We start from the raw sequence: 15465 nt of genomic DNA, 5'->3' as shown, positions 1-15465 counted from the left end.
TCTGAGTGCGGTGGCGCGATTTCTCCCCGTCCCGGGGCGTCTGGCAGACTTGGCCGCTGAGTTCTGCGTGGCCCGGACCCTCTCAACCGGAAGACGCAGCGCCTCCCGAGTCGGTGGCCCCGGTTCCCCACCTGGCAGCCCACGACTCACCCACCACCAAAGTCTGAGGAGACACCACAAACGTGGCCGTCAAGATCCGTTTGAAGCGCCTGGGCAAGGTCCGGGTGCCGCAGTACCGCATCGTCGTCGTCGACTCGCGCAAGAAGCGCGACGGCAAGGTCATCGAGGAGATCGGCAAGTACCACCCGAAGGAGGACCCGTCGTACATCGACGTCGTCTCCGACCGGGCGCAGTACTGGCTGGGCGTCGGCGCGCAGCCGAGCGAGGCCGTGGCCCGGATCCTCGAGATCACCGGCGACTGGCAGAAGTTCAAGGGCATCGACGGCGCCGAGGGCACCCTCAAGGTCAAGGAGCCCAAGCGCGACAAGCTCGAGATCTTCAACGAGGCCCTCAAGGAGGCCGCCAACGAGCCCAAGGGCGCCGCGGTGACCACCAAGAAGAAGGCCGAGAAGAAGGCCGACGAGCAGACGCCGCTGGAGGAGCTCGAGGCCCGCACCCCGGGCGTCGAGACCCCTGAGGGCGCCGAGGACGAGGCCGCTGCCGTCGAGGCTGCTGAGAAGCCCGAGAGCATCGAGCGTCCCGACGCCGACAAGCAGGAGGGCTGACGGTGCTGGCCGACGCGCTCGAGCACCTGGTGCGAGGAGTGGTCGACCACCCCGACGACGTGGTCGTGCGTGACAAGCAGCTCCGCCGCGGCTCCATCCTCGAGGTGCGGGTCAACCCCGACGACCTCGGCAAGGTGATCGGCCGGTCCGGGCGCACCGCGACCGCGTTCCGCACCGTCATCGCCGCGCTGGCCGGCAACAACGGCACCCGGATCGACTTCGTCGACACCGACCGCCGCTGAGCTGTTCGGGCCGAGCGCGTCTCCGACGCAGAGCGGGCGTCCTCCTTCGGGAGGGCGCCCGTTCGTCGTTCGCGCTGACCGCGCCCTAACCTCTGACCCGTGGAGAGCATCGAGGTCGTCGTCGGGCGGATCGGCAAGCCGCACGGCGTCCGGGGTGAGGTCACCGTCGACGTCCGCAGCGACGAGCCCGAGCGGCGCTATGCCGTGGGCGCGGTGCTTGCGGTCGAGCCCCCGAAGGGGTCGGCCTTCAGCCACCGGGCGCTCACGGTGAGCCGGACCCGGTGGCACCAGGGCGTGCTGCTGGTGACCTTCGAGGAGCTCGCCGACCGCTCGGCGGCCGAGGCCGCGCGCGGCGTGGTGCTCACCGCGCAGGTGCCGGCCGACGAGGTGCCCGAGGACCCGGAGGAGTTCTACGACCACCAGCTCGTCGGGCTACAGGTCCACGACCTCGACGGCAGCCACCTCGGCGAGGTGGTCGGGCTCTTCCACGGGGCCCAGGACCTCCTGCGGGTCCGGACCACCGACCACCGAGAGGCCCTGGTGCCCTTCGTCGCCGCGCTCGTCCCCGAGGTGGACGTCGCCGGCGGAAGGGTGGTGGTCGCGGACCGGCCCGGCCTGGTCTCGCCGTTCGCCGACGAGGACGAGTCGTGAGGCTCGACTACCTCACCATCTTCCCCGACTTCTTCGCACCGCTCGACCTCTCGCTCCCGGGCAAGGCCGCGGCGAGCGGACTGGTGGAGTTCCGGGTGCACGACCTCCGCGACTGGGCCCGCGACCGGCACCGCACCGTCGACGACACGCCGTACGGCGGCGGCGCGGGCATGGTCATGAAGCCCGAGCCGTGGGGAGATGCGTTCGCCGACCTCGCGCTCGACGCGGACACCACCGTCGTCTTCACCACCCCGTCCGGCGAGCCGTTCGACCAGCGCATCGCCGAGGACCTCGCCACCCGCCCGCGGCTCGTCTTCGCCTGCGGTCGCTACGAGGGCATCGACCAGCGGGTCGTCGACCACGCCCGCGAGCTCGCCGACGTGCGGGAGATCAGCCTCGGCGACTACGTGCTCAACGGCGGCGAGGTCGCCGCGCTCGCGATGACCGAGGCCGTCGTACGGCTCCTGCCCGGGTTCATGGGCAACGCGGAGTCGCTGACCGAGGAGTCCCACGCGGTGCAGGCGGGCGGGTTGCTGGAGTACCCCGTCTACACCAAGCCCCGCACCTGGTCCGGCCGGGACGTCCCCGAGGTGCTGCTCAGCGGCGACCACGGCGCGATCGTCCGCTGGCGCCGCGAGCAGGCGGTACGACGCACGGCCGAGCGCCGTCCCGACCTGCTGTCGCCGTCGGTGCTGCCCGACGGCACGCCGATCGTCCGCGCGACGGCGGGGGACGCGGGGGAGATCCTCACGCTGCAGCGTGCCTGCTGGGTGCAGGAGGCACTGGCCAACGACAGCCTCGACATCCCGGCGCTGCACGAGGGCCTCGACGACGTCCGCCGCTGGCTGGAGGAGTGGGACACCTACGTGGTGCGCCGCGCCGGGCGGCTCGTGGCGGCCGCCCGCGGCCGGCTGGAGGGCGAGGTGTGGGACATCGGCCGGATCATGGTCGCCCCCGACATCCAGGGCGCCGGGCTGGGCCGGGCGCTGCTCGACCACATCCAGGCCGTCGCCGCGCCCGAGGCGACGTCGTACCTGCTGTTCACGGGGACCGCCAGCGCCCGCAACCAGCGGATGTACAAGAAGGCGGGCTTCCGACTGCGCACCGACCTGCCCGCGCCGCCGGGGGCCGTGGTGCTGAGCAAGCGCCGCCGGTGAGCGCCGTTCACCGGCCCGTCACAGGGTCGGCGAACCTGTAACAACCACGAAACCTCGGTCGGAGTCCGACGAAACGGGGCGTCGCGAGGATCTGGCGCAACGCGAGATCCCGCAGAGCTGCTGGCTCGTGCTCGTTCCCGAGACCCGAGAGGTACCGATGACCGACTCGACCGCGTGGGTGCTGCTGTGCACCGCCCTCGTCCTGTTCATGACACCGGGCCTGGCCTTCTTCTACGGCGGCCTGGTCAAGTCCAAGAGCGTCATCTCGATGATGATGCTGAGCTTCGGCTCGCTCGGCCTGATCAGCGTCCTGTGGATCCTGTACGGGTTCAACATGGGCAACCTGACCGGTGACGGCCTGGGCAAGCTGGTCGGCAACCCGTTCTCCGACTTCGGGCTCTCCGACCTGGCACGGGAGACGGAGGGCTCGCCCCTGACCGGCGTCGCCTTCGGCGCGTCGTTCGCGATCATCACCGTCGCCCTGATCTCCGGGGCGATCGCCGACCGCGCGCGCTTCTGGCCCTGGATGCTGTTCGCCGGCGTGTGGGGCACGCTGTCGTACTTCCCCGTGCAGGCCTGGGTGTGGAACGCCGACCACGGCTGGATCTACAACCTCTTCCCCGAGGGCACCGCGAGCGGCGTGCTGGACTGGGCCGGCGGCACCGCGGTCCACATCAACGCCGGCGCGGCGGCCCTGGCGCTCGCGCTCGTGCTGGGCAAGCGGAAGGTCGGCTTCTCCAAGGAGGAGGCGCAGCCGCACAACGTGCCGCTGGTCCTGATCGGCACCGCCATCCTGTGGTTCGGCTGGTTCGGCTTCAACACCGGCCTCAACACCGGTGAGGCGGGGGCCGGCCTGATCTTCCTCAACACCGTCGGCGCGCCCGCCGCGGCGATGCTCGGCTGGATCGCGGTCGAGCACTTCCGCGAGGGCAAGGCGACCGCCGTCGGCGCCGCCTCCGGTGTCGTCGCCGGCCTCGTCGCCATCACCCCGGCCTGCGCCCACGTCACGCCGGTCTTCGCCATGCTGCTGGGCCTGGTCGCGGGTGCGATCTGCGCCTTCGCGATCGACCTCAAGTTCAAGCTGGGCTACGACGACACGCTCGACGTGGTGGGCATCCACCTCGTCGCGGGCCTGGTGGGCTGCTGGGCGCTCGGTCTCATCGCCGCGTTCCCGGAGACGGGCCTGTTCTACGGCGGCGGCGTGGACCAGCTCGTCACCCAGATCGTCTCCTCGCTGGCCGTGGCGGTCTACTCCTTCGTCGTCGCCTACGTGGTGGGCTTCGCGATCGAGAAGACCATCGGGTTCCGCGCCAAGGAGGAGGACGAGATCGCCGGGATCGACCTCGTCTTCCACGGCGAGGGCTACGCGATCAACTGACCGCCGCCGACCCAGCAGGCCCGTCCCGGCTCACCGGGGCGGGCCTGCGCCGTCCGCGACGACGCCCTGGCGCACCCGGATGCTGCTGTCCTGGACGCGGCTGCTCATCGCGTGGACGACGTCGAGGATCTCCTGGGCCAGCCAGACCGGCGCGCGCCGCGTCCCGCGGACCTGGGAGAGGACCTGGGCGTCGACCAGGCGCTGGACGGCCTCGCCGGCCGCCTCCTCCTCGATCCGCAGCCGGCCCGCCACGAGCGGCAGGTTGACGATGGGCTCCTCGGTGAGCAGGTCGAGCACCCGGTGCAGGGGCGTGCCGGGCCTGGTGCCGCCCACGGCGGCACCCCACCGGTCGCGCGCAGCGTCGATGTCGCGGGCGGTGCGCCACGCCTCGGCGGTCGCCACCCGGGTGGCCGAGGCGAGCATCGTGACGATCGTGCGGGCGTGCCCGGCGCGGTAGTCGTCGAGGGCGGCGAAGTAGCTCGCCCGGTCGGCCACCAGGGCCGACGCGAGGGGCACCGTCAGGTGCCGGGTGGCCCGGCGACGTCGCAGCACCGCGTGGATGAGGGTCCGCCCGATCCGGCCGTTGCCGTCGATGAACGGGTGGATCGACTCGAACTGAGCGTGCGTGACGGCTGCCTGGACCAGCGGCGAGATGTCGTCGCGGTTCGCGAACGCGAACAGGTCGTCGAGGTACGCCGGCACCGTCTCGGGCGGCGGTGGCACGTGCAGCGCGCCGGTCGGGGAGAAGTCGCTTCCGCCCACCCAGTTCTGCGTCGTTCGGAACGTGCCGGCGCGGTGCGCCTCCTCGGGGTTGGTGCGAAACAGGTCCTCGTGCGCCTGCAGGACCGCCTCGGCGCGCACCCGCCGGGTCAGCCCGGTATCCCCGATCAGCCGGGTGAGGGCGGACGTGGCCGACGCCATCGACACCGCTGAGGCGTTCGCGCCGACCCCGAGCAGGGCGCGTCCGTAGTCGGCGATCCCCGCCTCGATGTCCTCGATCCGCGAGGAGTCGATCGCCTCCACCCGCAGGTGGAGGTGGTTGAGCGCCCTGAGCGTCCGGCCGTGCACGAGGTCCAGCTCGCCCAGCTCGCCCAGTGCGGCGGTGACCAGACGCGCGAGGTCGTCGGGCAGCGTCAGGTCCAGGTCGCGGATCCGGGGCGGCAGGGCCACCTCGATCTCGCGCAGCCGGCGCTCCGCGCGCGGGCCGCGAGGCACCCGCTGTCCCCACGGGCGCCGTTCGAAGGTGTGCGGCACCCAGTCGACGGGGAGCTCGGGGTGCGCCATAGCGGCATTCTTCCAGCCGGCTGCCGATTTCTCCGCCTCCCACGGCTGTGGGAGGATTCTGGGTCGGTGACACGGACGCTTCTGCCACAGGGGAACCGTCGACCGTGTCGCCCCCGCAGTTTCCACCCCTATACCGCGGCTGACCTGTGGCACTCGCGAGGAGAACCATGTCGAAGATTTCCCCCGCCCTCGTGACCGAGCTCGGCAACGCCGTCAAGCGCGACGACGTGCCCGACTTCCGCGCCGGCGACACCGTCAAGGTGCACGTGAAGGTCGTCGAGGGCAACCGCTCCCGCGTCCAGATCTTCCAGGGCGTCGTGATCCGCATGCACGGCTCCGGCGTCGGCCGGACGTTCACGGTGCGCAAGGTGTCCTTCGGCGTCGGCGTCGAGCGGACCTTCCCGCTCCACTCGCCGATCTTCGAGCAGATCGAGGTCGTCACCCGCGGCGACGTGCGTCGCTCGAAGCTCTACTACCTGCGCAACCTGCGCGGCAAGGCTGCCAAGATCAAGGAGCGCCGGGAGGCCTGAGGTCCCCGGACCGGTCGTTCCCATCGGTCTGCCTAGACTCGACCCCCGTGACCACACCGAGCTCCGGCGGCGGCCGTCCCGAGGACGGCGGAGCCGACGCCGGGTCGGACCCGCCGGAGGTCGGGCCTGACCACGCCGGGTCGGACACCGGCGGCCGTGGCTCCGACGACGGGGGCCGCAAGCACCTCCCCGTCTGGCAGGAGACCATCCTGCTGCTGGCCGTGGCGCTCGGGCTGGCCGTGCTGATCAAGGCCGTGTTCGTGCAGGCCTTCTACATCCCGTCGGAGTCGATGGAGCCGGGCCTGGTCAAGAACGACCGGATCCTGGTGCAGAAGGTCTCCTACTGGTTCGGCAAGCAGCCGCAGCGCGGTGACGTGGTCGTCTTCGAGGACCCCGGGCAGTGGCTGACGCCCACCGACACCGCAGGCCCGACCGGGTTCGCCAACCTGCTCTCGAAGGTCGGGCTCTACCCGACCGGCGGTCACCTCGTGAAGCGGGTGATCGGCACCGAGGGCGACGTCGTGGTCTGCTGTGACAAGGAGGGGCGCCTCGAGGTCAACGGCGAGGCCGTCGAGGAGGCCGGCTACCTCGGCCCCGACCCGGGCGCGTGCAACGCGCCGGTCGACGACTGGATCACCGAGCGCGGCACGGCGCTGGCACGGCCCTGCTCGTGGACCGTCGGTCCGATCCCGCCGGGCAAGCTGTTCGTGCTCGGCGACAACCGGGGTCACTCGGCGGACTCGCGGGCCCATCTGTGCGGTCCCGAGGAGGACCCCTGCACGGAGAGCCCCTGGGTCGCCACCGACCTCGTCGTGGGCAAGGTGTTCACCCTGATCTGGCCGCGCGACCGGTGGCGCTGGATCAGCCGCCCGGAGGCCTTCGCGGACGTGCCGTCCGACCCGCCCGCCGACCTCGTCGAGCGCGCGGAGCGGCTCGCCCAGCGCGCTCCGGCCGCAGCGGGCGGCCAGGACTGAACCGGACACGACCGAGCGGGAGTACCGATGTCGACGCTGCCGAAGGGAGCGACGGTACGGCGTGACGCCGGCATCTACGGCTACGAGCGTGCCCTGAGGCGGCACGGTCTCGAGCCGGTCGCCGGGGTCGACGAGGCGGGCCGCGGTGCGTGCGCGGGCCCCCTGGTCGCCGGGGCCGCCATCCTGCCTCCCGGCCGCGCTGGGATCGTCCCGGGTCTGGCCGACTCCAAGCTCCTCACCGCGGCGGCGCGGGAGCGGTGCTACGAGCAGGTGGTCCGTCGTGCGGTCGCCTGGTCGGTGGTGGTCGTGTCGCACGAGGAGTGCGACCGGCTCGGCATGCACGTGGCCAACGTCGAGGCGCTGCGCAGGGCCGTCGCCAAGCTCGCCGTGCCGCCGTCGTACGTCCTGACCGACGGCTTCCCGGTCGACGGGCTGGGTGCGCCGGGGCTGGCGGTGTGGAAGGGGGACCGGGTGGCCGCCTGCGTCGCGGCCGCGTCGGTGCTTGCGAAGGTCACCCGCGACCGGATCATGGCCGAGCTGGACGAGCAGTGGCCCGCCTACGACTTCAAGACCCACAAGGGCTACATCACCGCCGAGCACGCCGCGGCGCTGGACCAGCACGGCCCCTCGCCGATCCACCGGATGCGCTTCGTCAACGTGCGGCGCGCGGCGGGACTCGAGCCGCTGGTGGACACCGCGGGGCTAGAGTCGGAGGCGTGAGTGCCGAGGAGCTCGAGAAGTACGAGACCGAGCAGGAGCTGAACCTCTACCGGGAGTACCGCGACGTCGTCGGCATCTTCAAGTACGTCGTGGAGACCGACCGCCGCTTCTACCTCTGCAACTCCGTCGACGTGAAGGCGCGCACGGAGGGCGGGGACGTCTTCTTCGAGGTCACCATCGCCGACGCCTGGGTCTGGGACATGTACCGCCCGGCGCGCTTCGCGAAGAACGTCAAGGTGCTGACCTTCAAGGACGTCAACGTGGAGGAGCTGGCCACCTCCGACCTGGAGCTCCCGAAGAGCTAGTCGACCGATCGTCTCGACCCCCTGGGACGTTGGTCCCGATTTCGGGGTCGACCCCGCAGGGGGGCGGCCCGCCGGCCGTACTGTCCCGAGAGGGGCAGCGGGGGGCTGTCCACGTGCGAAGGCATCGGGAGGTCGCCTGTGGGTCACGTGCCGCAGCGACGCCGCTCGGGTCGGCGCCGGGCCGACGAGCGGGGCGCGGTCGCCCTGCTGATGACCCTGGTGCTCGGCATCGTGATGGTCTCCACCGCCTTCATCGTCGACCTCGGCATGCAGAAGGTCGCGCGCGCCGACATGCAGGCGCTCGCCGACGTGGTCGCGCTCGACCTGGCACGCGAGCTGGACGGCCGCACCGTCGCCCAGCTCGGTGCGGTGCTCGACGCGGCGGCCGCTGAGAGCCTGGCCCGCAACCAGGACATCGTCGGCGACCAGGCCCCCGACCTCTCCTACGAGGTGGGCGTGATGGACGACGGCGTGTTCCAGGCCATGGCGTCCGGCGTGCCCACGGCGGTCAGCGTCGTCGCGCGCACCGCCGTCGACTTCGCCTTCGCCTCGGTGATCGGGTCCGACGAGGAGTCCGGCGACGCACAGCGGGACGCGGCGGCCGAGAGCTCCTCGACCGCCTGCTTCAAGCTCGGCTCCTTCGTGGCGTCCGTCCGGACCGGCGACAGCACCGTGCTCGGTCCGCTCAACGACCTCCTCGGCGTCAGGCTCGACCTGGTCAGCTATCGCGCCCTCGCCGACGCCGACGTGCGGCTGGGACAGCTCGCCGCCGACCCGCGGATCGGCAGTCCGGAGGCGCTCCTGCGGGGCCCCATCGGGTACGCCGACCTGCTCACCGTCGTCGCGGACGTCCTGGCCCGCGAGACGGGCGGCAACAACGAGCTCGCCGTCACGGCGCTGCGCCGGCTGGCCAGCTCGTCGGTCGCGGCGACCATCCCGCCGGTCACCCTCGCCAACGTCCTCAACGTCGCGCCCACCGACCGGGCCGCCCTGCAGGTCGCCCTCAACGTGCTCGACATCGTCGGCTCCGCCCGGCTCTCGGACGGGCAGTACTTCCTCGAGGTCCCCAACCTGCAGGCGCAGGTGCCGGGAGTGGGCAACCAGTTCACCGGCGCCATCCACCTGATCTCGGCGGCGAAGATGGCGTGCGGCATGCCCAACACCGAGGGGTCGGTGGCCGACAACGCCCAGCTGTCGGGCGACCTCGCCGTCGACTTCATCAACCTGCCCAGCCTCAACCTGCCCGGCCTCGGCACGGTGCAGACCGCCAAGGGCACGGGCAACATCGGCGTGCACCTGGGCGGCGGCGAGGGCCGGCTGGTGGCGCCGCCGGAGGTCCACTGCGGCAGCGGACCCGGCGACCCGTCGACCTTCGCGGTCGACGTGCGGACCGAGCTGGCGTCGTACTCGGTGACGGCGGACCTGTCGGTCGTCGGCAGCGTCAAGGTCGACGCGCTGGAGGACCTCGGGCTGGGCGGCCTCCTCAGTGGGCTGCTCGGTGGCCTGCTCGGCGGCAACGGCAAGGTCGACATCGAGGTGAACCTGCGGCTCACCGTCGCCACGGGCGACGCGCCGGGGAGCGACCTGGTGACGCTCTCCATCCCTCCGAACGACGTCACGCCGGTCCAGGTCGGGTCGTCCGTGCACCTGGACCCCGCGTCCGTGGTGCCGACCATCAGCGACGTGAAGATCGGCGGCAAGGTGGTCGCCAACCTCGGGCTGGTGCGGTCGCTGACCTCGCTGATCGTCGCCGAGCTGAGGTCGGACCACAACGGCTTCGTCAACAAGACCCTCACGCCGCTGATCAACCACATCAACGAGAGGTTCATCGGTCCGGCTGCCCGGATGATCGGGCTCCGCATCGGTGGCGCCGACGTCTACGCGGTCGGTGTCCGCTGCGGAGACCCGCGCCTGGTCGGCTGATGCGGGCGGCGACGGCCGGTCCCGGGTATGCGTAGTCCGGATGAACTAGGGACGGTACGCCGTCCGGGCAGTTTGGCCCGGGATCGGTTCCCCGGCACCGACCACGGCACTACTGTGTGGTCAACGCCGTCCGGGGAGGCGTCACGGGGAGCGATGGCGGGGAGGCCAGCGATGGGGCGTCGTGTGCGCTGGGAGCGTCCGGCGAGACCGGGCGAGCGGGGAGCCGCCGCCGTCGAGTTCGCCCTCATCCTGCCGCTCCTGATGGTCGTGGTCTTCGGCATCATCAACTTCGGCGACATGCTGAGCGTGCGCCAGTCGGTCAGCCAGGCGGCGGCGGAGGGGGCACGTGCCGCTGCCGTCCACCCGGGAAGCAACACCGAGAAGATCGCGGCCGCGGAGGCCGCGGTCGCCGACGCCCTCGACGCCCACGGCGAGGAGTGCGTGACCGGCGCCGACGGCTGCTCGGTCGTCATCGGCGCGTGCGCCTCGGGTGCGGAGTGCGCCACCGTCGAGGTGGTGATCGACTACGAGACCCTCATCCCGGGGTTCGGGCTCGTCCTGCCGGAGACGTTGAGCTACTCGGCCGTGGCGCGGGTGAGCTGAGTGCGGGGCCGAAGGCGCACCGAGCGCGGGGTCAGCGCGGCCCTCATGGCCGTCCTCCTCGCCTTCGTGCTCCTGATCTCCGCCGCCTTCGCCGTCGACCTCGGTTCGCAGCGCGTCGTACGACGCGACATGCAGGCGCTCGCGGACCTCGTCGCGCTCGACCTCGCCCGCCAGCTCGACGGGCGCACCCGCGGGGCCCTTCAGGGCCCGATGACGGCGGCTCGTGACGAGAGCGTCGCCCGCAACACCGACAACGCGGGTGATCCACCGACCGTGAGCTTCGACCTCGGCACCTACGACGACGGCGCCTTCGTCGCCGTCCCCGACGCCGGGGTGCCCGACGCGGTACGGGTCGTCGCCGACTCCGGCGTGGACTTCGTCTTCGGAGGCCTCACCGGCGTTGAGCGCGGCGAGGCCGTCCGCAGCGCGGTGGCGCAGTCCGTGGGCGGAGCGTGCTTCGCGATCGGCTCCTATGCCGCACGTCTCGACACGGGCGCCTCACCGCTCCTGGGACCGCTGCTGGGCGCGCTCGGGAGCAACATCACGCTCAGCGCCGTCGACTACAACGGACTGGCCAACGCACGGGTGAAGCTGGTCGAGCTGCTCGGCGCCGAGGTCGGAGCGCTGACGACTGAGGAGGTGCTCGCCGGGTCGAGGCTGGTGTCGCTCGGCGACTTCTACCTCGCCGCCGCCGACGCCCTGGACGGGCAGTCGACCGCCAACGTCGCGCTGCTGGAGTCGATCGCGGCGAGCGTCGGGGCCGCGCAGCTCCGGGTCTCCGACATCCTCGGCATCGCCACCGGCACCGGACACGGCCTCGACGCCGACCTCAACCTCCTCGACCTGGTCACGGCGGCGGCCGCTGCGGCGACCGGTGAGGCGGGGCTCAGCATCCCGCAGGCCAACGTCAACCTCGGACCCCTCGCCGGCGTGACCGTGGGGCTCGAGATCATCGAGCCGCCGAAGCGAGGCTGCGGCCGCAAGAACCACCCCGACGCGCGGGCCACGTCGTCTCAGGTGGATCTCACCCTCTCGAGCTCGCTGCTCGACCTCAACCTGGGTGTCGGCCGCACGAGGGTGCGGCTCAGCGGCTCGGTGAGCCTGGCCAGCGCCAGCGGTCAGCTCACCGACGTCCGGTGCGACCCGGCAGGCGCGACGGTGCGGGTGGCGGACGGGCTGCTCAGCATCGACCTCACCCTCGAGGTCACCGTCTACGCACTCGGGATCCCGGTCGTCGGCGGGCCGATCCGGATCACCGGCGCGTCCGACTCCAGCGGCGACGCCGTCATCGAGATCACCTCCGACGCCGACTACGACCGTCCGGTCACCGTGCACAACAACAGCAGCGGGCTCCCGAACCTGACCACCCGCACCTCGGGTGTCAAGCTGATCGGCCTGCCCCTCGGTGTGGTGCTGTCACCGATCCTGGACGGCCTCGTGAGCGGGCTCGTCAACCCGCTGGTCCAGGGCCTCGACAGCGCGCTGCTGACCCCGCTGCTGAGGACCCTCGGCCTCGACCTGAGCGGCGCCGACGTCTACCTCGACCGAGTCCCGAGGTGCGACGCGCCGAAGCTGGTCGACTGACCGCTCCCCGCCCCGCCGTCCATCCCAGGCGTCACAGGAGTCACCCGACGCGCCGCCCGGCGGCGCGGACCCTGTGGACGGCCGTCGCCGTCCACAACGCCGAGCCGACGTCCTGCCGCGACGTCAGGGGGAGCGTGGACGCTGGGCGGCATGACGAGGACGACAGCAGCGGCGCGCCAGGCGATCGGGGCGTACGGCGAGGAGGTGGCGGCGCGGCACCTCGCCGGGCTCGGGATGGCGGTGCTCGAGCGCAACTGGCGGTGTGACGAGGGCGAGGTCGACATCGTGCTGCGCGACGGCGCGACCCTCGTGGTGTGCGAGGTGAAGACCCGCAGCAGCCTGGTGGCCGGCAGTCCGCACGAGGCGATCACCGATGCCAAGCTGGCCCGCTTGAAGAGGTTGGGGGAGCGGTGGGCCCTCGAGCGGGGCGTCCGGCCGGCGGGTATCCGGGTCGACCTCGTGGCGGTGCTCCGGCCGCGGAGCGGTCCCGCGGTCCTCGACCACGTCCGGGGGTTGGCCTGATGCCGTTCGCCACCGCCCACACCGTGGCGCTCAACGGGGCGCTCGGCCACCTGATCGACGTCCAGGCCGACGTCTCCCCGGGGCAGCCGAACGTGGCGGTCGTCGGACGTGCCGACGTGGCGCTCCGCGAGGGTCAGGAGCGGGTGCGGATGGCCGTGGTCAACAGCGGCCTCGAGTGGCCGGTCACCAAGCGCACGACCATCCTGCTCTCGCCGGCGGACCTGCCGAAGTCGGGCACGCACTTCGACCTCGCCATCGCGCTGAGCGTGCTCGGCGCCGACGGCCAGCTGCCGCTGGCGGCGCTGGGCGGCACGGCGTTCGTCGGCGAGCTCACGCTCTCCGGCGGCCTGCGCCCGGCCGTCGGGGTCCTGCCGATGACCCTCGCTGCCGCGGAGCGGGGCATCCGGCGGGTGGTCGTCCCGGAGCCGCAGGCCGACGAGGCGGCCATGGTCCCCGGCGTGAGCGTGCTGGGCATGCGGTCGCTCGCCCAGGTCGTGGCCGAGCTGCGGGGCGAGGAGGTGCCGGTCGCACCTCCGGTGGCGCCGGCTTCCGGTGCCCGGCTGATCACCTGGCGCGGCGACGAGCGTCTCGACGAGCTCGACCTCGCCGACCTGCGCGGGATGGAGGACGAGAAGTACGCCGTGGAGGTGGCCGCCGCGGGCGGGCACGCCGTGCTGCTGTCCGGTGCGAAGGGCGCCGGCAAGACCAGCCTCGCCGAGCGGATCCCGACCGTCCTCCCCGACCTCACCGCGGAGGAGTCGCTGGAGCTGACCGCGCTCCACTCCCTGGCGGGAGTGCTCGACCCCGGCGGCGGCATGGTGACCCGGCCCCCGTTCGCCGCGCCCCACCACGACGCCAGCAAGGTCAGCGTCATCGGCGGAGGACACGGCCAGGTCCGGCCGGGCGAGATCAGCCGCGCCCACTGCGGGGTCCTCTTCCTCGACGAGTTCCCCCTCTTCCGCTCCGACGTGATCGAGGCGCTCCGCCAACCGCTGGAGAGCGGCGACATCACCGTGGCACGGCGCGACGAGTCGGTGACCCTGCCGGCCGGCTGCCTGCTCGTGCTCGCGTGCAACCCCTGCGCCTGCGGGGAGTACAGCACCGATCCCGGTGCCAACCGGTGCCGGTGCTCCAACCCCGTGCGCCGCGACTATCGGCTGAAGGTGTCGGGACCGATCGCCGACCGCATCGACATCACCCGCCACGTGCTCCCGGCCTCTCCCGCCGCGCACGACATGTTCGCCGCCCCCGAGCCGTCCGCCGCCGTGCGCCGGCGGGTGAGCGCGGCCCGCGAGCGGCAGCGACGCCGATTCCGGGGCTGCGGGTGGCGGCTGAACAGCCAGGTGCCCAGCCCCCGGCTCAAGGACCGCTGGCCGGTGACCCCGGCGGCGCAGGCGCTGGTCGACGACGAGACCTACCGGGGCCGGCTGAGCGCCCGCGGAGCGGTGCGGGTGCTCCGGCTGGCGTGGACGGTCGCCGACCTCCGCTCGGTGCGCGCCGGCCGCGGCTCCGAATCGGACGTGGAGCCGGACAGGGATCCGGACGCCGTGCCGGAGGTCGAGGACGTGCAGGTCGCGCTCCGGCTCCGCAACGGCGAGCCGCTCGACCTGCGGACCGTGCGCGGTGACCGGGTCGAGCGCACCGGCCACGCAGAGCGCGCCGGATGAGCGAGACGGTCCCCGTGTCCGGCAGCGGACCCGACGAAGCCGACGAGCGTCTCGCGCGGGTCACCCTCAGCCTCGTCGCCGAGCCGGGCGACCACGTCTTCACCGCACTGACCCACGAGCTGGGCGCGGCGCGCTTCCTCGCCGCGCTGCGCGAGCACCCCGACCACCGGGCCCAGCTGGTCGCCGCCGCCGCCCGCCTGGCGACGGTGGATCCCGAGCGGGAGCTGCAGCGGGCCGCGCGCCTCGGGATCCGGTTCGTGGCGCCGGGCGACGACGAGTGGCCCACCCAGCTCGACGACCTCGCGCACGCGCCCCCGCTCCAGGAACGCGGCGGGGTCCCGATCGGGCTCTGGGTCAAGGGGCCGATGCGGCTCGACGAGCTGTCCGCCTCGGTCGCGATCGTCGGCTCCCGGTCCTCGACGACGTACGGCGACCGGGTGGCCGCCGAGGTCGCCGCCGTCGTCGCGGGCGCCGGACGGGTCGTCGTCTCCGGCGGGGCGTTCGGCATCGACTACGCAGCCCATCGCGGTGCCCTGAGCGCCCGTGGGCGCACCGTGACCGTGCTCGCGTGCGGCGCCGACCGGGTCTACCCGGCTGCGCACCGGGACCTGATCCGACATCTCGGCGAGCACCACGCCGTCGTCTCGGAGGCGCCGCCCGGCGAGGCGCCGCACCGGGTCCGCTTCCTCGCCCGCAACCGGCTCATCGCGGCGCTCACCCGCGGCACGGTGGTCGTGGAGGCCGCCGTGCGGAGCGGCGCCCTGAGCACGAGCAACTGGGCCGACCGCCTCCACCGGGTCGTGATGGGGGTGCCCGGGCCGGTGACCAGCGTCGCCTCCGAAGGCGTCCACCACCTCGTGCGCAGCGGTGCCGCCACGCTCGTGACCGGCGGCGCCGACGTCCTCGAGCTGGTGGGCGGCGCCGGGGAGGCCCTCCTCGAGGAGCCGCGCGGCCCCGACCGACCGCGCGACCGGCTGACCATCCGGCAGCAGCAGGTGCTGGACGCGGTCCCGGTCGCGGTGGGAGCGTCCACCGACTCGATCGCGGTCGTCGCGGGGCTCGGCGTCGTGGAGGTGCACAAGACGCTGGTGCGGCTGTGCGAGCGGGGCCTGGTCGAGCAGCTCCCCACCGGGTGGCGGCTCACCGACCTCGCTCTGGCCTGAGGTCCGACGACGACGGCACGACCGTCCCTAGGATCGC

Annotated in this window: 16 protein-coding genes and 1 pseudogene; 16 read left to right on the top strand and 1 reads right to left on the bottom strand. The window is 72.7% G+C overall.

Translation table 11 applies throughout. The features are described 5' to 3' along the window. Positions 1-182 precede the first annotated feature (182 nt). The 6 genes and pseudogenes from rpsP (at position 183) to ACPOLA_RS14615 (ending at position 4153) form a co-directional block, all read left to right on the top strand. Positions 183-725, top strand: coding sequence for a 30S ribosomal protein S16 (gene rpsP, locus ACPOLA_RS14640; RefSeq protein ID WP_435771173.1), 543 nt, complete (start codon positions 183-185; stop codon positions 723-725). A gap of 2 nt (positions 726-727) precedes the next feature. Then, positions 728-967 (top strand): RNA-binding protein, encoded by a 240-nt coding sequence (locus ACPOLA_RS14635; protein WP_435771172.1) that lies wholly within the window; start codon positions 728-730, stop codon positions 965-967. Between the two features lie 99 nt (positions 968-1066). After that, positions 1067-1618 (top strand): ribosome maturation factor RimM, encoded by a 552-nt coding sequence (rimM, locus tag ACPOLA_RS14630; protein WP_435771171.1) that lies wholly within the window; start codon positions 1067-1069, stop codon positions 1616-1618. After that, positions 1615-2295, top strand: a pseudogene (gene trmD, locus ACPOLA_RS14625) (tRNA (guanosine(37)-N1)-methyltransferase TrmD); the annotation flags it as partial. The gene rimM and the pseudogene trmD, both read left to right, overlap by 4 nt. Positions 2296-2307: 12 nt before the next feature. Further along, entirely contained in the window at positions 2308-2775 is a 468-nt protein-coding gene (locus ACPOLA_RS14620) for a GNAT family N-acetyltransferase (RefSeq protein ID WP_435771214.1), read from the top strand. 157 nt (positions 2776-2932) lie between these two features. Further along, the gene (locus ACPOLA_RS14615) at positions 2933-4153 is read left to right on the top strand and encodes an ammonium transporter (protein ID WP_435771170.1); all 1221 of its coding nucleotides are present in this window, start codon (positions 2933-2935) and stop codon (positions 4151-4153) included. A 30-nt stretch (positions 4154-4183) separates the two neighbouring features. Here the strand turns inward: ACPOLA_RS14615 and ACPOLA_RS14610 are convergent, their stop codons facing one another. Next, positions 4184-5437 (bottom strand): Fic family protein, encoded by a 1254-nt coding sequence (locus ACPOLA_RS14610; protein ID WP_435771169.1) that lies wholly within the window; start codon positions 5435-5437, stop codon positions 4184-4186. Between the two features lie 167 nt (positions 5438-5604). Between ACPOLA_RS14610 and rplS the strand changes: the two genes are divergently transcribed. From rplS to dprA, 10 genes are all read left to right on the top strand, one after another. After that, on the top strand, positions 5605-5967 hold the full coding sequence (gene rplS / locus ACPOLA_RS14605; protein ID WP_435771168.1) for a 50S ribosomal protein L19: 363 nt from the start codon (positions 5605-5607) through the stop codon (positions 5965-5967). A gap of 47 nt (positions 5968-6014) precedes the next feature. Further along, positions 6015-6941: a signal peptidase I gene (gene lepB, locus ACPOLA_RS14600; RefSeq protein WP_435771167.1), complete on the top strand. Its 927-nt coding sequence runs from the start codon at positions 6015-6017 to the stop codon at positions 6939-6941. A 27-nt stretch (positions 6942-6968) separates the two neighbouring features. Further along, positions 6969-7661: a ribonuclease HII gene (locus ACPOLA_RS14595; RefSeq protein ID WP_435771166.1), complete on the top strand. Its 693-nt coding sequence runs from the start codon at positions 6969-6971 to the stop codon at positions 7659-7661. Continuing rightward, positions 7658-7966 (top strand): DUF2469 domain-containing protein, encoded by a 309-nt coding sequence (locus tag ACPOLA_RS14590; RefSeq protein WP_435771165.1) that lies wholly within the window; start codon positions 7658-7660, stop codon positions 7964-7966. Before ACPOLA_RS14595 ends, ACPOLA_RS14590 begins: the two co-directional genes overlap by 4 nt. Before the next feature lie 147 nt (positions 7967-8113). Beyond that, positions 8114-9889, top strand: a complete 1776-nt coding sequence (locus ACPOLA_RS14585; protein ID WP_435771164.1) for a Tad domain-containing protein — start codon at positions 8114-8116, stop codon at positions 9887-9889. 171 nt (positions 9890-10060) lie between these two features. Beyond that, complete coding sequence (locus ACPOLA_RS14580) at positions 10061-10492, top strand: TadE/TadG family type IV pilus assembly protein (protein WP_435771163.1); 432 nt, start codon at positions 10061-10063, stop codon at positions 10490-10492. A 45-nt stretch (positions 10493-10537) separates the two neighbouring features. Next, complete coding sequence (locus tag ACPOLA_RS14575; protein WP_435771162.1) at positions 10538-12076, top strand: Tad domain-containing protein; 1539 nt, start codon at positions 10538-10540, stop codon at positions 12074-12076. Positions 12077-12226: 150 nt separating this feature from the next. After that, positions 12227-12598, top strand: coding sequence for a YraN family protein (locus tag ACPOLA_RS14570; protein ID WP_435771161.1), 372 nt, complete (start codon positions 12227-12229; stop codon positions 12596-12598). After that, positions 12598-14265 carry a YifB family Mg chelatase-like AAA ATPase gene (locus tag ACPOLA_RS14565; RefSeq protein WP_435771160.1) on the top strand — a complete coding sequence of 556 codons (1668 nt, stop codon included), beginning with the start codon at positions 12598-12600 and terminating at the stop codon, positions 14263-14265. The genes ACPOLA_RS14570 and ACPOLA_RS14565 overlap by 1 nt, the downstream gene beginning before the upstream one ends. Continuing rightward, positions 14262-15428, top strand: coding sequence for a DNA-processing protein DprA (dprA, locus tag ACPOLA_RS14560; protein WP_435771159.1), 1167 nt, complete (start codon positions 14262-14264; stop codon positions 15426-15428). The genes ACPOLA_RS14565 and dprA overlap by 4 nt, the downstream gene beginning before the upstream one ends. The last annotated feature ends 37 nt before the right edge of the window (positions 15429-15465 follow it).

Source organism: Nocardioides proteolyticus (assembly GCF_051280635.3).
In the GTDB taxonomy this organism is placed as follows: Bacteria; Actinomycetota; Actinomycetes; order Propionibacteriales; family Nocardioidaceae; genus Nocardioides.
This window is presented reverse-complemented; position numbering and strand designations above follow the sequence as displayed.